This is a genomic window from Streptomyces sp. NPDC102274, assembly GCF_044766385.1.
GTDB lineage: Bacteria > Actinomycetota > Actinomycetes > Streptomycetales > Streptomycetaceae > Streptomyces.
This window is the reverse complement of the sequence record NZ_JBIWLW010000002.1, coordinates 330481-348391: the sequence shown is the minus strand read 5'-3', so window position 1 is coordinate 348391 and position 17911 is coordinate 330481. Positions and strand designations below refer to the sequence as shown.

Annotated in this window: 16 protein-coding genes; 7 read left to right on the top strand and 9 right to left on the bottom strand. The window is 70.9% G+C overall.

The annotated features are described in order from the left end of the window. Window positions 1-147: 147 nt before the first annotated feature. The 4 genes from nirD to ACIRQP_RS03975 are packed head-to-tail and all read right to left on the bottom strand — an operon-like array spanning window position 148 to window position 6543. Window positions 148-510 carry a nitrite reductase small subunit NirD gene (nirD, locus tag ACIRQP_RS03990; protein WP_403882972.1) on the bottom strand — a complete coding sequence of 121 codons (363 nt, stop codon included), beginning with the start codon at window positions 508-510 and terminating at the stop codon, window positions 148-150. Further along, window positions 507-3149, bottom strand: a complete 2643-nt coding sequence (nirB, locus tag ACIRQP_RS03985; RefSeq protein WP_403882969.1) for a nitrite reductase large subunit NirB — start codon at window positions 3147-3149, stop codon at window positions 507-509. Before nirB ends, nirD begins: the two co-directional genes overlap by 4 nt. Further along, entirely contained in the window at window positions 3149-4366 is a 1218-nt protein-coding gene (locus tag ACIRQP_RS03980) for an NAD(P)/FAD-dependent oxidoreductase (protein ID WP_403882966.1), read from the bottom strand. Before ACIRQP_RS03980 ends, nirB begins: the two co-directional genes overlap by 1 nt. After that, the gene (locus ACIRQP_RS03975) at window positions 4363-6543 is read right to left on the bottom strand and encodes a molybdopterin oxidoreductase family protein (protein WP_403882963.1); all 2181 of its coding nucleotides are present in this window, start codon (window positions 6541-6543) and stop codon (window positions 4363-4365) included. Before ACIRQP_RS03975 ends, ACIRQP_RS03980 begins: the two co-directional genes overlap by 4 nt. Window positions 6544-6735: 192 nt before the next feature. Here ACIRQP_RS03975 and ACIRQP_RS03970 point away from each other — a divergent pair, with 192 nt between their 5' ends. The 3 genes from ACIRQP_RS03970 to ACIRQP_RS03960 all read left to right on the top strand — a co-directional run bounded on the left by ACIRQP_RS03970 (window position 6736) and on the right by ACIRQP_RS03960 (window position 9442). Next, window positions 6736-7890, top strand: coding sequence for a uroporphyrinogen-III synthase (locus ACIRQP_RS03970; protein WP_403882960.1), 1155 nt, complete (start codon window positions 6736-6738; stop codon window positions 7888-7890). Beyond that, window positions 7887-8564, top strand: coding sequence for a sirohydrochlorin chelatase (locus tag ACIRQP_RS03965; RefSeq protein WP_403882958.1), 678 nt, complete (start codon window positions 7887-7889; stop codon window positions 8562-8564). Before ACIRQP_RS03970 ends, ACIRQP_RS03965 begins: the two co-directional genes overlap by 4 nt. A 263-nt stretch (window positions 8565-8827) precedes the next feature. Further along, window positions 8828-9442, top strand: a complete 615-nt coding sequence (locus ACIRQP_RS03960; protein WP_403882955.1) for a hypothetical protein — start codon at window positions 8828-8830, stop codon at window positions 9440-9442. Window positions 9443-9604: 162 nt separating this feature from the next. On the opposite strand, the gene ACIRQP_RS03955 is transcribed toward ACIRQP_RS03960, so the two are convergent. After that, complete coding sequence (locus ACIRQP_RS03955) at window positions 9605-10027, bottom strand: DUF6223 family protein (RefSeq protein WP_403882952.1); 423 nt, start codon at window positions 10025-10027, stop codon at window positions 9605-9607. A 220-nt stretch (window positions 10028-10247) separates the two neighbouring features. Here ACIRQP_RS03955 and ACIRQP_RS03950 point away from each other — a divergent pair, with 220 nt between their 5' ends. Both ACIRQP_RS03950 and ACIRQP_RS03945 read left to right on the top strand, forming a co-directional pair. Next, entirely contained in the window at window positions 10248-11375 is a 1128-nt protein-coding gene (locus tag ACIRQP_RS03950; RefSeq protein WP_403882949.1) for a sensor histidine kinase, read from the top strand. Next, window positions 11372-12034, top strand: coding sequence for a response regulator (locus ACIRQP_RS03945; protein ID WP_403882946.1), 663 nt, complete (start codon window positions 11372-11374; stop codon window positions 12032-12034). The genes ACIRQP_RS03950 and ACIRQP_RS03945 overlap by 4 nt, the downstream gene beginning before the upstream one ends. Window positions 12035-12151: 117 nt before the next feature. Here ACIRQP_RS03945 and fmdA read toward each other — a convergent pair whose 3' ends face one another. The 3 genes from fmdA to ACIRQP_RS03930 form a co-directional block, all read right to left on the bottom strand. Continuing rightward, window positions 12152-13399, bottom strand: a complete 1248-nt coding sequence (fmdA, locus tag ACIRQP_RS03940) for a formamidase (RefSeq protein WP_403882943.1) — start codon at window positions 13397-13399, stop codon at window positions 12152-12154. A gap of 32 nt (window positions 13400-13431) precedes the next feature. Next, a complete protein-coding gene (locus ACIRQP_RS03935) occupies window positions 13432-14079 on the bottom strand; it encodes an AmiS/UreI family transporter (protein ID WP_403882940.1) in 648 nt (215 codons plus the stop codon). 118 nt (window positions 14080-14197) lie between these two features. Further along, complete coding sequence (locus ACIRQP_RS03930; RefSeq protein ID WP_403883292.1) at window positions 14198-14476, bottom strand: zinc ribbon domain-containing protein; 279 nt, start codon at window positions 14474-14476, stop codon at window positions 14198-14200. A gap of 394 nt (window positions 14477-14870) precedes the next feature. On the opposite strand from ACIRQP_RS03930, the gene ACIRQP_RS03925 reads away from it, so the two are divergent. Both ACIRQP_RS03925 and ACIRQP_RS03920 read left to right on the top strand, forming a co-directional pair. Beyond that, window positions 14871-15326, top strand: a complete 456-nt coding sequence (locus ACIRQP_RS03925) for a hypothetical protein (protein ID WP_403882937.1) — start codon at window positions 14871-14873, stop codon at window positions 15324-15326. Between the two features lie 145 nt (window positions 15327-15471). Beyond that, window positions 15472-16353: an alpha/beta hydrolase gene (locus tag ACIRQP_RS03920; RefSeq protein ID WP_403882934.1), complete on the top strand. Its 882-nt coding sequence runs from the start codon at window positions 15472-15474 to the stop codon at window positions 16351-16353. Window positions 16354-16378: 25 nt separating this feature from the next. Here ACIRQP_RS03920 and ACIRQP_RS03915 read toward each other — a convergent pair whose 3' ends face one another. Then, window positions 16379-17830, bottom strand: a complete 1452-nt coding sequence (locus tag ACIRQP_RS03915) for an amidase (protein ID WP_403882931.1) — start codon at window positions 17828-17830, stop codon at window positions 16379-16381. Between the last annotated feature and the right edge of the window lie 81 nt (window positions 17831-17911).

Sequence of the window (17911 nt, the reverse complement as noted above, 5' to 3'; positions counted from 1 at the left end):
GCAGCAAGGTAGGAAGGCGAGATTTCGGCTGACGGCACGTGGTGGCTCGGTGGTGGAACGTCCTGCGCACGGGGCGTGGCGAGGGGCGTGAGGATGGGCACTCGCACTCCCTCGCGCCCCTCGGATTCGCGCGTGGTGACCGCTCGCCTACGCCTGAACTCTCGCGGGCCACACCCTCAGCACCGCCGGCGACCCGTCCGGGGCCGTCTCCTCGTCCAGACATTCGCCCGTGCGCAGGTCGAAGGCCTGCTTGTACATGGGTGAGAGCACCACCGGGACCGCCCCCCGGCTCCCCAGCAGTCCCCGCGACAGCACATACGCCCCGCTGAACGGGTCGCGGTTGTCGACCGCGTACACCTCCCCCGTACGGTCGCGGTACAGCGCGACCTGCGCGCCGCCCACCAGCAGCGCGACGCCGCGCCCCGGGGTGAGCTCCGCGTACCCGCACACCGGAACCCACCCCGCGCCGTCGTGAATCTCCACCCGCACCACACTCGTCGTCCCGCTCATCGGCCGCGTACCTCCAGGTCGGGACCGGCGATCAGGGCCGGCGTCGGGGCCGGTCCCGGGCGGATCTGGTCCCGCTCGGCGACGAAGCGGATCGTCGGGTCGGGAACGCCCGGTGCGTTGGTGAACGAGACGAAGCGGCGCAGCCGCTCCGGATCGGCCAGGGTGGCCGCCCATTCGTCCTCGTAGGTCTCGACGTGGCGGGCCATCAGTTCGTCGAGGTCGGCGCAGATGGCGAGAGAGTCGTCCAGGACGACGGCCCGCAGATGGTCCATGCCGCCCTCCAGCCGTTCCAGCCAGGAGGCCGTCCGCTCCAGCCGGTCCGCGGTGCGGATGTAGAACATCAGGAACCGGTCGATGGTGCGGATCAGCGTCGCCCGGTCCAGGTCGGCCGCCAGCAGATCCGCGTGACGTGGGGTCATCCCCCCGTTGCCGCCCACATAGAGGTTCCATCCCGCCGAGGTCGCGATCACCCCGAAGTCCTTGCTCTGCGCCTCCGCGCACTCCCGGGCACAACCGGAGACCGCGGACTTCAGTTTGTGCGGGGAGCGCAGCCCTCGGTAGCGCAGCTCCAGTTCGATGGCCAGGCCCACCGAGTCCTGCACGCCGTAGCGGCACCAGGACTCGCCGACGCAGGACTTCACGGTGCGCAGCGCCTTGCCGTAGGCGTGTCCGGACTCGAAACCGGCGTCGACAAGTCGGCGCCAGATCGGGGGGAGCTGATCCACGGTCGCGCCGAAGAGGTCGATCCGCTGGCCGCCGGTGATCTTCGTGTAGAGGCCGAAGTCGCGGGCGATCTCGCCGATGACGATCAGGCCCTCGGGGGTGATCTCGCCACCGGGGACCCGCGGCACCACCGAGTAGGAGCCGTTGCGCTGGATGTTGGCCAGGAAGTGGTCGTTGGTGTCCTGCAGGGCGGCCTGCTCACCGTCCAGGATGTGGCCGTTGCCGAGGCTGGCCAGGATGGAGGCGACCACGGGCTTGCAGATGTCGCAGCCCTCGCCGCCCAGCCTGCCGCCGTGCTCGTCGAGCAGCCGGGCGAACGAGCCGATGCCCTTGACCCGGACGATCTCGTACAGCTCGGCGCGGGTCTGCGTGAAGTGCTCGCACAGGCCCTTGGCGACCTCGACCCCGCTCGCGGCCAGCTCCTCGGCCACGATGCCGCCGAGCAGCTTGACGCAACTTCCGCAGCCGGTACCGGCCTTGGTGCACTTCTTGACCTCGGGGACGCTCGTGCTGCCCCGCTCGCGCACGGCGGCCCGGATCTCGCCCCTGCTGACGTGGTGGCAGGAGCAGACGACCGCCTCGTCCGGCAGCGCGATCGGGCCGGCGGCGGCGCCGATCGAGGCGGGCAGCACCAGCTGCTCCGGCGGGGCGGGCAGCGGGGAGCCGCTCAACGCCAGCGGGCGCAGCAGCGCGTAGGAGTCGGTGTCGCCGACCAGGACGCCGCCGAGCAGCGCGCCGTCCGCGCCGATGACGAGCTTCTTGTAGACGCCCGCGCGGCTGTTGGCGTAGAGCACCTCCAGTGCGCCCTCGGTGGTGCCGTGCGCGTCGCCGAAGCTGGCCACGTCCACGCCGAGCAGTTTGAGCTTGGTGGAGGTGTCCGCTCCGGTGAAGGAGCCGGTGCCGCCGGTGAGTTCGCGGGCGGCGGCCCCGGCCATCGCGTAGCCGGGGGCGACCAGCCCGTAGACCCGGCCGTCGGCGGCCAGCGCGCATTCGCCGATGGCCCAGACCGCGGGATCGGCGGTGCGGCACCGCGCGTCGACGACGATGCCGCCGCGCTCACCGACCGGCAGGCCGCAGTCACGGGCGAGCTGGTCGCGCGGGCGCACTCCGGCGGAGAAGACCACCAGGTCGGCGGCGAGTTCGGTGCCGTCGGACAGGGCCATGCCGCGTACCCGGCCGTCCTCGTCCGTGGTGACCGCCCGCGTGCCGGCGCCGGTGTGCACCAGCACGCCCAGGTCGTCGATCTTGCGGCGCAGCGCCTCGCCCCCGCCCTCGTCCACCTGGATCGCCATCAGCCGCGGGGCGAACTCCACGACATGCGTCTCCAGCCCCATGGCCCGCAGCGCGCCGGCCGCCTCCAGCCCGAGCAGCCCGCCGCCGACCACCGCGCCGACCCGGGCCCCGGCGGCGCCGGCCCGGATCGCCTCCAGGTCCTCGATGGTGCGGTAGACGTGGCAGCCCTCGGCGTCGTGCCCGGGGACCGGCGGGACGAACGGGTACGAGCCGGTGGCCAGCACCAGGGCGTCGTAGCGGAGTTGGTGCCCGGACGCGGTGGTGACGGTCCGTGCGTCGCGGTCGATCGCGACGGCCGGGTCGCCGAGCCGCAGGTCGATGCCGTGCTCGGCGAGGAAGCCGGGCGGGCACAGCGACAGTTCCTCGGCCGAGGTACCGGAGAACCAGGAGGTCAGCCGTACGCGGTCGTAGGCGGGGCGGGGTTCCTCGGCGAGCACGGTGACCCGCCGGACCGGGGCTCCTGCCCCGGCGTCCGGCTGCTCGAACAACGCCTCCAGGAAGCGCTGGCCGACCATGCCGTGGCCGATCAGGACCAGGTGTTCGCGGTCCGTGCTGTCCGTGCTGTCCGTGCTGTGCGTGTCACCGATACGGTCCGGGTGGTCCTTGCCGTCCGTGCGCGTCATCAACGGGCTCCTCGGGTGGTGATCAGGTGCAGGGGGTCCTCGGGCAGCGGCTCGTCCCGCTCGTACGCCCGGGTCAGGGCGCCGACCGTGGCCAGATCGCCCAGCAGGATGCCGCCGACGAGCCGGTCGCCGCGCAGCACGAGCTTCTTGTAGGAGCCGCGCGTGGCGTCGACCAGCCGCAGCACGTGGTGGCCGGGGTCGGCCTGGTGCGTCTCGCCGTCCACCTCGCCGAACGCGGCGTACTCCAGCGGCCCCGCCGAGAGCCGGGTCAGCGGGTGGGAGCCGGTGTACTCCCTGTCCGGCTCGGCCCCGGACAGCCTCGCGGCCAGGACGTCGGCCTGCTGCCAGGCCGGGCCGGACAGACCGTGCACGGTGCCGCGGTGTTCGGTGCAGTCGCCGATGGCGAACACGCCGGGGTGGGAGGCGGCCAGCCGGTCATCCACCACCACGCCGGTGCGCACCAGCAGCCCGGCCGCGTGGGCGAGCCCGGTGCGCGGGCGCACCCCGCAGGCCAGCACCACCAGATCGGTGGTCAGCAGGTAGCCGTTGGCCAACTCCACCCCGTCGACCCGATCGCCACCGCGGAGCGCCCGAGCCCGGTTGCGGGGGTAGACCTCGACCCCCAGTCCGGCCAGCACGCTCCGTATCGCCGCGCCCGCCTGTGCGTCGAGTTGGCGCTCGATCAGGTGCGGGCCCTGGTGCACGATCTCCACCGGAAGCCCGCGCGCGGCCAGCGCGCGGGCGGCGCTGACGCCGAGCACTCCGCCGCCGATGACCACGGCGCGCGCGGCTCCGGCCGCGGCCTCGGCCAGGCCGCGGCAGTCCGCGAGGGTGCGCAGTGCGTGCACCCCGGCGAGCAGGTCGCCGTCGGGGGCGCGCAGGCCGCGGATCGGGGGAAGTACGGGGTTGGCGCCGGTGGCCAGCACCAGTTCGTCGTACCCGGCCCTCTCCCCGCCCGGAAGTCGCAGCGTGCGGGCGGCCAGGTCCAGTGCGACGACCTCGGCGCCGGTCCGCAGCAGGGCGGCGCCGGTCGGCAGGGCGATGGCCTCGGGGTCGTAGCGGCCGGTGAGTACGTCGGCGAGCAGCACCCGGTTGTAGGGGGCGCGCGGCTCCACGCCGTAGAGCGTCACCTCGGCCTTTCCGCCGAGGTCCTGGTACTGCTGGGCGAACCGGGCGGCGGCCATGCCCGCGCCGACCACCGCGATGCGCGCGTTCACGCCGTGCTCCCCGCCCGCTCGACCCGCACCGCGCAGACCTTGAACTCCGGCATCCGGGAGGTCGGGTCCAGGGCCGGATTGGTCAGCGAGTTGGCCCGCCCGGCGCCGCCCCAGTGGAAGGGCATGAACACGGTGTCGGGTCGGATGCTCTCGGTCACCCGGGCCGGGGCGACCGCCCGCCCGCGCCGGCTGGTCACCGCGAGCAGCTCGCCCTCAGCCACCCCGAGCCGGTGCGCGAGCCGCGGGTGCAGCTCCACGAACGGTCCCGGTGCGGCCCGGTTGAGCTCGGGCACGCGGCGGGTCTGCGCGCCGCTCTGGTACTGGGAGACCACCCGGCCGGTCGTCAGGAACAAGGGGTATTCGGCATCCGGCTGCTCCGCCGTCGGACGGTGCGTGACGGCGGCGAACCGGGCCCGGCCGTCCGGTGTGGCGAAGCGGTCCAGGAACAGCCGGGGCGTGCCGGGGTGCGGTGTGCCGTTACCGTCGCCGCTGCTGCCGTTGCTCCCGTTGCCGCTGCTGCCGCTGCCCTCGTTGTTGGTGCCGTTGCCGTTGCTGTTGTCGGCCGGGCAGGGCCAGAACACCCCGTCCTCGGCGCGGATCCGCTCGTAACTGATGCCCGAGTAGTCCGCCTGGCCGCCCGCCGAGGCCCGCCGCAGCTCCTCGAAGACCTGCTCCGGGTCCTCGGAGAAGCCCTGTTCCACCCCCAGCCGCCGGGCGAGTCCGCTCAACACGGCCAGGTCGCTGCGCACGCCCGGTGGCGCGGAGACCGCCTGCTGACGCAGGATCACCCGCCCCTCCAGGTTGGTGGTGGTTCCGGTCTCCTCGGCCCACTGCGCCGACGGCAGCACGACATCGGCCAGCTCGGCCGTCTCGGACAGCACCAGATCGCTCACCGCGAGGAAGTCGAGACTCCGCAGCCGCTCGGCGACGTGCCCGGCCCGCGGCGCCGAAACCACCGGGTTGGACCCCATCAGCAGCAGCGCCCGTACGCCGCCCTCCTGCCCGAGGCAGTCCAGCAGCTCGTAGGCCGAGCGCCCCGAGCGCGGCAGCTGGTTCGGGTCCACCCCCCACACCGCGGCGACGTGCGCCCGCGCCGCCGGGTCCTCGATCGAGCGGTAGCCGGGCAGCTGGTCGGCCTTCTGCCCGTGCTCCCGGCCGCCCTGCCCGTTGCCCTGGCCGGTCAGGCAGCCGTACCCGGAGTACCGGCGGCCGGCCTTGCCGGTGGCCAGGCACAGGTTGATCCAGGCACTGACCGTGTCGGTGCCCTTGCTCTGCTGCTCAGGGCCGCGGGCGGTGAGCACCATGCCGGTCTCGGCGTCCGCGAACATGGCCGCGGTCTCCCGCAGTTGGGCCACCGGCACACCGGTCAGCCCCTCCACCCGTTCCGGCCAGTGCGCCATCGCGCAGGCTCGGGCCGCCTCGAAGCCGGTGGTGCGCTCCTCGATGAAGTCCTGGTCGAGCCTTCTGTCCGCGACCACCAGGTGCAGCAGACCGAGCGCGAGCGCCAGATCGGTGCCGGGCAGCGGCTGGAGATGCAGGTCGGCCAGCTCGGCGGTCCTGGTCCGGCGCGGGTCCACCACGATCAGCCGCCCGCCGCTCTCGCGCAGCTCGCGGAAGTAGCGCACGGCCGGGGGCATGGTCTCGGCGGGGTTGGCGCCGACCAGGATCACGCAGCCGGTGCGCGCGATGTCCGCCATCGGGAACGGCAGCCCGCGGTCGATCCCGAACGCCTGCCGGTGCGCTGCAGCCGCCGAGGACATGCAGAAGCGGCCGTTGTAGTCGATGTTCGCGGTACGCAGCGCCACCCGGGCGAACTTGCCCAGCAGGTACGCCTTCTCGTTGGTCAGCCCGCCCCCGCCGAAGACCCCCACCGCGTCCCGGCCGTACCACTCGGCGGCACCCGACAGGCCGGCGGCCACCCGGTCCAGCGCCTCGTCCCACGACGCCTCGCGCAGCTCGCCGCCGCGCCGGTCGCGCACCAGCGGTGCGGTCAGCCGGGCGGCCCGGTCGAGCAGCGCGGCGGCGCTACGGCCCTTGCCGCACAGCGCGCCGAGGTTGACCGGAAAATCCGGCCGCTCCACGACCTCCACCGGCACCGTCGCTCCGGAAGGCGCCGTGCGCAGCCGCATGCCGCACTGCAACGCGCAGTACGGGCAGTGGGTGTCGGTCGTCGTCATGGCACCGAGCGTCATCCGGCCCGGTTACGCGACCGGGTCCCCCGTATTGCGGCCGAGGTACGCGTCCCTCACGCGGCCCCCGGGACAAGGTGGGGGTAATGACATCTTCCGTAACAGCACACCGCGCTTCGCTAACCCCCGCGTGACGCCCGCGCAATGCGACCGAAACCCCGCGCACCGAGCCTGCACAGCATGGGAACTGCCAGCAGGTCCACCGGCGGCCCTCCGGCCACCGAGCCGGTCGGCCCGCTGGTCGGCTGCACGATCGGAGTGACCGCCGCGCGTCGTCGCGACGAGTTCACCGCCCTGCTGCGCCGGCGCGGCGCGCGCGTGGTGGAGGCGCCCACCATGCGGATCCTCCCGCTGGAGGACGACGCGGCGCTGCGCCGCGCCACCGAGCTGTGCCTGACCGCCCCGCTGGACTACGTGGTCGCCACCACCGGAGTCGGCTGGCGCGGCTGGATGAGCGCCGCCGAGGGCTGGGGACAGGGCGGCCGGCTCGCCCAGACCTGCCGGGACGCGGTGGTGCTCAGCCGCGGCCCGAAGGCGACCGGCGCGGTCCGTGCCACCGGACTGGACGAGACCTTCTCACCGCGCTCCGAGGCCAACGACGAGCTGCTGACCTGGCTGCTCGCCCGGAATCTGAACGGCCGCCGGATCGCGGTGCAGGAACACGGCGCCCCACTGGACGGCTTCACCGCCGCGCTGCGTGAACGCGGCGCCGAAGTGATCGAGGTCCCGGTCTACCGCTGGGCCCCGCCCCAGGACCCGGAGCCGGTACGCCGGCTGATCCAGCAGACGATACGCCGGGAGGTACAGGCCATCGCCTTCACCAGCGCCCCGGCGATCACCGCCTTCCTGGCGGCGGCGGACACCCTGGGACTGCACCGCGAGATCCTGACCGCGCTGCGCGAGGACGTGCTGCCGGTGTGCGTCGGCCCGGTCTGCGCCCGGCCGCTGGAGAACGTCGGCGTACCCGTGGTCTGCCCCGAACGCGGACGGCTCGGGGCGCTGGTGCGCACCATCACCGAGACGGTCCCGGTGCGCCACCGCCGCGAGCTGGAAGCCGGCGGGCGCACCCTGGTGCTGCAGGGCAGCGCGCTCGTCATCGGTGAGGAGAGCTACTGGCTGCCGCCGGTCTCGGCGGCGGTGCTGCGGGCCCTGGCCGAACACCCCGGCTGGGTGGTCAGCCGCGCCGACCTGCTGCGCCGGGTCTGGGCGGGCACGACCACGGACGAGCACGCGGTCGAGGCCGCGGTCGCGCGACTGCGCGGTGCGCTGGGACCGCACGCGGGTCTGGTGCGGACGGTCCCGAAGCGCGGGTACCGGCTGGAGGTCGGCGGGTGACGGACCCGACTCTCGTCGCCGTCGCCCACGGCACCCGCGACCCGGTCGGCGTCGCCACCACCGAGGCCCTGCTGGACCTGGTCCGTTCGCTACGGCCCGGGTTGCGGGTCGAGGTCGGCTACCTGGATCTCGTGCGGCCCTCGCTGGACGAGACCCTGGCCGCGCTGCGGGGCGAGGCCGTGCTCGTCCCGCTGCTTCTGGGCGCGGGCTACCACGTCCACACCGACATCCCGACGGCGCTGGCCGCCGCCCCGCACCTACGTGCTTCCGTCGCCCACGCGCTGGGCCCGGACCCACTGCTGGCCACCGCGCTGTCGGCGCGGCTCACCGAGGCGGGATGGTCCGGGAGCGCGGTCGTCCTCGCCGCCGCGGGCTCCACGGATCCGGTGGCCAACGCGGACACCGCCCGTATGGCCACGATGCTCCAGGACCGGCTGAGCGCGCCCGTCCTCCCCTCCTACCTCTGCGCGAACTCCCCCACCCCGGCCCAGGCCGTCGCCCATCTGCGCGCCGAGGGTCACGACTCCATCGCCACGGCCGCCTATCTCCTCGCCCCCGGCTTCTTCTCCCGCCGGGCCTCCCGCTCGGGCGCGGGCCTCACTTCGGCACCGCTGGGGACGCACGCGGCAGTGGCGGAACTGATCCTGCGTCGGTACGACGAGGCAGGCGGCTGAGTCGCACTGCCGCGCTCCCCCGGTGTTGCCACGGAGAAACCACCTGTCTGGGCGATACCCCAGCACGTCACGCAAAGTTATCTTCCAACCCGGAACGCGATCCCATCAAGTCGCTGACGCGTACGGAGATCTACGTCAGCCCGAAAGCTGACTTCCCCGGAAACGAGTTCTCCTCGCGTGGCCGGTTCACGGAATTCGTGCCAGACCCTCGACCGCTCCACCACCATCCGGCATGCATGAATTAATACGCCAAAGGGAGATCCATGCAAGAAACACCCGGCACCAGACGATTACCGCGCCGTTCCGTACTGGCCGGCGCGGTCGCGCTCGGCCTCTCGGCAACGGCAGCCGAAGCCGCGTTGTCGCCCGCCGAAGCGGCTGCGGAACCCCGGTACACACTGGACGGCTGGCGGTTCTGCGTGAACTGCTTCGAGCTGTTCCTGGTCGACTTCACGGTCGAGCAGAGTCTCTGTCCGCGTAACAGCGGCCCGCATCAGGCCGCGGGCTGGACCTTCCGGCTGACGTACAACCTGGATTCCGGCGGCACCGGCGAGAACGCCAACACCCAGGCCAACTGGCGGCACTGCTACCGCTGCGCGGGACTCTACTGGGCACCCAGCACCGCCCTACGATGCCCGGCGGGCGGTGCGCACAGCTACATCCACCCCGGTGGCTACCCCCGGCAGTTCCTGCTGCCGCACGACATCGGCGAGCCGGCCGGCACGCAGCGCCAATGGCGCTTCTGCTTCAAGTGTTCCGTGCTGTTCTTCAACGGCTACGCCAACGAGGGCAAGTACGGCCTCTGCCCCTACGACTACACCTACGGCCACACCGCCGCGGGACACGACTTCGCGATCCCCGTCTCGGCCTACACCTGATCACGCGGCAGTCCCGCTCACATGGTGCCTGCCCAACGAACGGCCGACCCGATGTCGAGCCGTTCGTTGGTGGTGCCGCCCGCGGGGGCCTGCCAGTTGGCGCTGGTACGCGGCGGCACTGATCGGTCTTCGGGCAGCCCCGAACGCTCGTATCCGCTCCGGTCAGCCGGCGCGGCGGGAGCGGGTCAGTGCCAGCACACCGAGGACGGTGCCGATCAGCCCCACCAGCATGGCCACGTATGCCCCGGCCAGCCCGTTGCCGGTGCCGGGACCACCGTCGGCGGTGGCCGCGACCAGCCCACCGAGGGCCATGCCGATCAGACCCGCCACGATGGCCACCATGGCCTTGAGTGATCGGTTGGCGGCGCCGGGACGACCGGCGGGGCGAGCCAGCGCCAGCCCGGCGACGACCAGGCCGGCCAGCCCCAGGAGCGCGCCCGTGGCGGCTCCGAGCCGCCCGAGGCCGAGGGAGTAGAAACTGACGGCGACCGGCTGGACCGAGGCGTGCGCGGCCGCCGGTGCGGCAAGCCCGATGCCTCCGAGCAGGGCGGCCGAGGCGGCGACAAGCAGGCGACGAACAGACATCGAGGTGCTCCTTCTCTTCCTGGGACCGGGTGTCGCCCGAGCATGTCCGCCGGACCCGCCCCCGGTCGTCCGGCGGACGCAGACACTTCGTGCTGCCGCCGACGCCGCATGCGGCTACCACGGACGCCGCAGGGAGGCGCGAAGGTACCGCGTGTGCGGTAGCCGGCCGCTCGTCCACGAGGGGGACTCGCCCTCGGTGCCGGCCAGCTAGGGTGCGCCCATGAGTGCAGGCGAGTCCGGTGTCCGGGCCCGTGTCGGAGACTGGGTCATCGCCGTCGGCGTGGCGGCGGCGCTGCTGGTCACCGGGCTGTCCGGGCAGCGTCCCGCCACGGCCCCCGACGTGCTCGGGTACGCGCTGCTGACAGCCGGCGGGCTGGCGCTGTCCGCGCGCCGCCGGACTCCGGTAGCCGTCCTGGCCGTCACCGGGCTGTGCGCGGTGGGTTACCAGGCAGCCGGTTTCGACGTGCCTGCCGTCGCGTACTTGTTCGCGGTATACGCGGCCGTGCGGGCCGGACATCGCACCGTCACGGTGGCGGCGAGCGTGGCCACGATGGCCATGCTGCCGCTCGCGGCCCTGGCCTCGGGCCTGCACAACACGGGCGAGGCGTTCGCGCAGGCCCGAGGCGCCTTGGAGCTGGCCTGGCTGATCGCGGCCGGCGCGGCGGGTGAGGCTCTGCGGCAGGCCGAGCGGCGGGCGGACGAAGCCGAGCGCACCCGGGAGGAGACCGCACGGCGCCGCGCCGACGAGGAGCGTCTGCACATCGCGCGGGAACTGCACGATTCGCTCACCCACCAGATCTCGGTCATCAAGGTGCAGGCCGAAGTCGCCGTCCATGTGGCGCGCAAACGTGGCGAACAGGTGCCGGAGGCCCTGCTGGCGATCCAGGAGGCCGGTCGCGAGGCGAGCCGGGAGCTGCGCGCGACCCTGCGGGCGCTGCGCGACGACGACACGGCCCCGCCGCGTGGGCTCGACGACGTCCCGGAACTGGTGGAACGAGCAAGCAAAGCCGGTCTGGAAGCGACGCTGACGATCGGCGGACAGCGGCACGACATGCCGATCGCGGTGGGCCGGACCGTCTACCGGATCGTTCAGGAGTCGCTGACCAACATCGCCCGTCACGCGGACGCCGGCACGGCATCGGTCCGGATCGACTGTCGTCCGGACGCCGTCGCGATACGCGTCGACGACGACGGCAAGGCCACACCGTTCACCGCGCCGACGCCCGGCGTCGGGCTGCTCGGGATGCGTGAACGCGTCACCGCCCTCGGTGGCCGTCTGCGGGCGGAACCGCGCGGCGAGGGTGGCTTCACCGTCCAGGCCGAACTCCCCCTGGACCGCACGTCATGATCCGTGTCCTGCTGGTCGACGACCAGCCCCTCATCCGCAGCGGATTCCGCGCGCTCCTCGAACTCGAAGACGACATCGAGGTGGTGGCCGAGGCCGCCGACGGCAGCGAGGGCCTGGAGCTCGCCAAGGAGCACCTGCCCGACGTGATGCTCGTCGACATTCAGATGCCGGTCACCAACGGCATCGAAGTGACCCGCCGCATCGCCGCGGACCGGACCCTGGCCGGGGTGCACGTCGTCATCCTGACCAACTACGGCCTGGACGAGTACGTCTTCGACGCGCTGCGCGCCGGCGCCGCCGGATTCCTCGTCAAGGACATAGTGCCGGACGACTTCCTGCACGCCGTACGCGTCGCCGCGCGTGGCGACGCCCTGCTCGCGCCCTCGATCACCCGCAAGCTGATCAACCGGTACGTCACCCAGCCGCTTCCCACCGACATCGGCGCGGGGCTGGAAAAGCTGACCAGCCGCGAACGCGAGGTCGTCGTTCTGGTCGCGCGGGGCTTGTCCAACGACGAGATCGCGGGCCATCTGGTGATCAGCCCGCTGACCGCGAAAACCCATATCAACCGGGCCATGGCCAAGCTCCATACCCGTGACCGGGCCCAACTCGTGGTTCTCGCCTATGAATCCGGCCTGGTAGCCCCGCGCGACTCCTGACGTCGGCAGTCCGGGCGCGGTGGCCCGCTGAGGGTCCTCATACCGAACCCTCGTCCCCGGACAGGTGTGCCGCCCAGGGACGAGGGGATACGCGACGCGTCGCGTTCGGGGACCAGGTCAGCTGGAGACAGCGCACTGACCGCGGTCGACGGCCTTCGGACCTTCGGCGTTCGGACGGACGTCGAAGTCGAAGATCGCGGTGGGCAGGTACAGCGAGCAGCAGGCGTTGGGGATGTCGACGATCCCGCTGATGCGTCCCTCCAGGGGGGCGGCGCCCAGCAGCAGGTATGCCTGCTCACCGGTGTAGCCGAACCTCTTCAGGTATTCGACGGCGTTGAGGCAGGCACGCCGGTAGGCGAGCGTCGCGTCCATGTAGTAGTTCGTGTCCGTGTCGTGGTCCACGGAGATCCCGATGAAGGTGAGGAACTCCGAATACCTCGGCTCGACGTTGCCCGGCATGAAGATCGGGTTGGTGGTGACGCCGTACTTCTCCATGCCGTTCTTGATCAGATCGACATGGAAGTCGATGAATCCGCCCATCTCGATGGCGCCGCAGAAGGTGATTTCTCCGTCGCCCTGGCTGAAGTGCAGGTCCCCACCGGAGAGTTTGGCGTCCTTGACGAACACGGGGAAGAAGACCCGTGAGCCTCGGGTGAGGTTTTTGATGTCCTGGTTGCCTCCGTGTTCACGGCCCGGCACCGTACGGGCGCCTTCGCGGGCGATGCGCTTGGCGACCTCCCCGGTGGCGGTGCCGGCGAGCGCGTTCTGGGGGTTCGGCGGCAGAGCCAGCGGCGGGACCCGGTTCGGGTCCGTGTCGATGAGCGCCTGCTCACGCGCGTTCCACCTGGCGAGCATGTCGGCGGAGGGCGCGGTCCCGAACAGCCCCGGGTGGGTGATTCCGGTGAAGTGGACCCCGGGAAGGTGTCGGGAGGTCGCCACCTGACCGTGGAAATCCCAGACCGCCTTGACGGCGTCCGGGAAATAGTCGGTCAGGAACCCGCCGCCGTTGGTCTTGGCGAAGACGCCGGTGTAGCCCCAGCCCTGCCCCGGTGCGTCCCCGGTCTGCTGCGGAACGGGGCCGATGTCGAGGATGTCCACGACGAGCAGGTCGCCGGGTTCGGCTCCCTCCACTCCTATCGGCCCGCTGAGCATGTGGGGGATGCTCAGGTCGATGTCCCGTACGTCGTTGGCGGAATCGTTGTTGCCGATCTGCGCGTCGGTCCAGTCCCGGCACTCGACTCGGAACTCGGCCCCCGGCCGCACCATGGCCACGGCGGGAACTTCCGGGTGCCACCGGTTGTGGCCGGGCACGGCCTGGCTACGCATGGACTTGCTGTTGTCGACGCTGAAGACGACTTCAGGCATGAGAACACCTCATTCAGAATCTGGTCGCCGGCTTAACCCGGTCCGGTTGTCGTGGTGTTTTCGTTTTCGGGTTCCTGTCGACGAGCCGCCAGCCGCTGTTTACGAGTCAGCGGCCACAGCAGAATGAACACCACCACCCCGAAGGCTCCAAGTGCGATGGCGGTCTCCGTGGGGTGCTTCCAATAGCCGGAAAGCAGCAGAAACCCCGGAATCAAACCGGTTATCCATCCCTCGATCGCCGTGACCCAGCCGGTATATCTGGTCAGGTAATCCTTCTTGAGGCCCAGCACCAGGAAGAACAGGAACCACAGGAATGCCCAGTAGAGCCATATAACAGCCAAGGGGGGATCTCCGAGGAGATGGAAATTGACGAACGAATACCCGAGGGCGGCGATCGCCACAATCAGCGAGAAATAACCGACACCACTGGTGTCCATCCCGGCGAGCAGCCCTATGCCCACATACAGGTACGTGAAACCGAAGAAATAGATGCCGGACGCCGAGAGGATCTTGTCAGGGGCGCCGTTGGCGGCGAAGATGAGGTACGTCGGTGTCACTACCTGAAGCGCTCCCACGAACAGATTGATCAGTGCGGCTGCCCGCGCGTCGATCTTTCCGAGCAGCATCAATCCGTTCATGAAGAGCACGACACCGACGAAGAGCAATCCCACGTTCGCCAAGGGAAAACACCTCCCACGTTCACCTGCGGCAGCGTTTCGCCGTGCCCGGACCGCCAAGCACCGCTCAATTCATCGCACTCTGCTCATCGCAGCTCATCGCACTCTGCGGGGTGTGCCTTCAGGGGCGCGGCAACCTTGAAAGCGCGGGATGCGTATGCTGCGACGTCCTACCGCGCGACGGAACCTCGGAGACCATTGCGGGAGCCTCACGAGACCGTTCCTCCTGGTCATGGAGAGAGGCGATCGCCTTGCCGGTCACAGCGAACGCGGGCGCGGAGAATACGCGCTTCGCGATGCCCTCACAGATAGGGCACCGGCTTGTACTGTCCGCCGTGCCGATCGGCAGCCGCAGATCGAAGGTACCGCAGCGGTCGCACGAATATTCATAGGTCGCCATAAGTCGCCACCGGATTTCCGAAGACACTATGTGACAGTCCTCTTTCAGAACACGCCCCGGTGGCTCCCTTGTCAAACCGGGAGGGGCACCGGGCAGGCAGGAGAAGGACCGGCGGTCGACCGCGTGGCCGTGCCGCCGCACCCGCAGATCCGGTGGCGCGACATCCGGTGGCGCGATCTTCACCGCTCGACCGAGCCATGCGTGGACGATCATGCGGGCCCACTGTGAGCGGACTCACTCCGGATTTTGCTGGACGAATTCCCCCCCGATATTTAGCCTGCGCAATTATGTGTTGATTTTGGAATGCGGCGGGTACGAGAACGCCGCCCTCCAGCGATATCGGTCGCCCCGGAAACCCGAGGCAAACCAAGGCGATCGACGGAAAGGTGGTTCGGTGAGCATCGACGCTGTGTGGGTAAGGGGCGTGACAGGCATTCAGATGCATCACACCACCGACCTTCAGGACGCCGGCAGATTCCTGGGCAATGCCACGATGGCTCTCCGAGCGGCACACGTACGCACCGGCGACGACCGGTACTCAAGCCTGGCCGCTCAGATCGCCGCCACGGTGGCGTTGGCTCGGGAGCTGGAGGAAGAAGCGCGGGCGAACATGCACGTACTGCACTCCACCGACCCTGAGCGGTTCGTCCGCTGCCGGGAGGGTGAGGAACCATGGCCGGGCGAGATCGCCGCGGGGTTCATCCCCCGCCACACCTGCAAGGACCAGTGCCTGTACCACGATCACCAGGTCCTCGAAGCGATCACGCAGTGCACCTGCGGCCGGCCGCCGTGCCGGGCGTGCGAGATCGGCGGGGCTCTCCCTGACGGACCCGGCGCCCAGCGCCCGTAATCGCCGTCGGGCGAGTACTCACACGTGGGCGGAGAACATCACCCGTGCGGCGGTTCCCTTTCACTCGGATGCTCCTAACGCGCGCCCCGCCGACGCGGGGCGGTGACACTGATGCCAGCCCGTCACCGTTCGAAGGAGAGAGCAGATGGCCGTGCCGTCCACTCCTGGCCCGCTGATACGCCGGGCACATCCGCGTCGCACGTACACGCTCACCGCGGTCCTCAGCGCCACGGCGCTCGCGGCGACGGCGCTCGTCGCCGCTCCCGCCGCGAGTGCCCGTCCTGCCACCCCGGCCGGGCGTGGCGCCGAAGCCAGGCCGACGATCGTGCTGATCCACGGCGCCTGGGCCGACACGTCGAGCTGGAGCGGCGAGGTGAAGGCGCTCCGCGACCAGGGGTACTCCGCGCGGGCGATCGCCAACCCGTTGGAGGGCCTCACCACCGACGCGGAGACAGTGGCCTACTTCCTCAAGAGCATCCGTGGCCCCGTCGTGCTGGTCGGCCACTCGTACGGCGGCTCGGTCATCACGAACGCCGCCGCACAGACCGACAACGTCAAGGCGCTCGTCTACGTGGACGCCGCCGCTCCGGCCGTGGGTGAGACCACGGGGGCGCTGAGCGGCTCGACGTCGGCGCTCAACGCCCCGCCCGAGACCCTGTTCGACAACGTCCCGTACCCGAACGCCCCGGAGGGAACGACGAACCTGTACTTGAAGCAGGAGATCTTCGTCGAGAAGTTCGCCCAGGACCTGCCGGCCCGGCAGTCCGCCAACCTCTGGGCCACCCAACGCGCCGCGTCGATGGCCGCGTTCGACACTCCGTCGAAGTACGCGGCGTGGAAGACGATCCCGTCGTGGTACTTCATCAGCACCGGCGACCAGATCATCACCGCCGAGTCCGAACGGATGATGGCCCGCCGGGCAGGCTCGAAGATCACCACGTTCCAGGGCGGCTCGCACCTGACGCTGATCTCCCACCCGGCGGCCGTCACGGAGGTCATCAAGGCGGCGATCGACGCGGTGAGCTGACGCTGTCGCGGGCGGACGCCGGGCCTCAGTGGTCCGTGCGGTTCCCTGCCCACACCGTGGGGGTCCGGCCCGACCACGGGCTTGCCTGTTCGAGTTGTCCGGCGAGGCGGAAGAGGCTGCCTTCGAGCCCGTAACCGGCGGCGAACTGCATACCGATCGGGAGGCCCGTCTCGGCGTCGGCCGTCACAGGCACGGACATGGCGGGCGTGCCCGCCACATTGAACGCCACGGTGAACGGCGAGCGGTCGAAGACGCGGTCAATCCAGCCAAGACCGTCCAGCGCCTCCGCGCCCTCCGCATAGGTACCCAGGGGCACGGGAAGCTCCGGCAAGGTCGGGGTGAGCAGCATGTCGTGAGCGTCGAAGTACCGTGCCAGGCTTCGAGCGACCCGGTTCCGGATCGCGAGAGCGGTGACGAACCGGGCGCCACTGACCCGCTGCCCGTAGCGGTAGCCGGCAAGGGTCACCGGCTCAAGGGTCGAGGAGTCGACGGGCCGGTCGAAGGCGGCGGCCAGCTGGTCGACCGAGGCCGCGATATTCGCCGTCCACAGACGGGCGTTGGCCAGGACGTACTCCTCCCAGTCGACCCCGAGGTCGACCTCGACCTCCACCACCCGATGGCCGAGGGATTCGAGCAGACGCACGGTGCGGGAGAGAGCGTCGGCCACTGGTGTGGTGGTGCGGCGTCCGCCCCATGCCTGGGTGAGGACGCCGATCCGCAGCGAGCCGGGGTGGCGGGTGACTTCCTCCGCGTACGGCCGGGACGGCTGCTGGGCGAAGTAGGGGTCGCCCGGTTCCGGGCCGCGGATCTGATCGAGCAGTGCCGCACTGTCGCGCACTGTGCGGCTGACGCTGCCGTGCACGGCCAGGCCGTTGAAGAGCTCGTCGAAGTCGGGGCCCATGGAGACCCGGCCACGGGTGGGCTTCAACCCGAAGAGGCCGTTGTAGGCGGCGGGGACGCGGAGCGAGCCGGCGGCGTCGGTGCCGTGTGCGATCGGGACCACCCCGGCAGCGACAGCCGCGCCCGCGCCCCCGCTGGATCCGCCCGCGCTCCGCTCCAGGCTCCACGGGTTGCGGGTCGCGCCGTACAGCACTGGTTCCGTCGTGACGCTGTAGGCCATCTCCGGTGTCGCGGTACGCCCGAACGTCACGAGGCCCGCGCGACGGAAGCGCCGCATCAGGGAGGAGTCGGCGCCGGCGACGTTGCCGACCGCGAGACGGCTGCCCAGCTCCATTCGCCTCCCGGCCATGGAGACTCCGATGTCCTTGATCAGGAAGGGGACCCCGGCCAGCGGTGTGCTGCCGGGGTCGGGCTCGTCGTCGGTCGGCCAGGTCTCCACGATGGCGTTGATCCGCGGATTGACCGCCTGCGCGGCCTCGCGGGCGGCTGCTTCCAGCTCGGCGGGGGTCACCTCGCCCTTGGCCACCAGCTCCGCGAGCCCGACCGCGTCGAAGTTCACATACTCGGTAACTCTCACTGTCACTCCCAGAGGAAAGAACGATACCGCTCGGCACCAAGCGATACCCAACGGTATCGTAGGGAACTGACTGGTACCGTA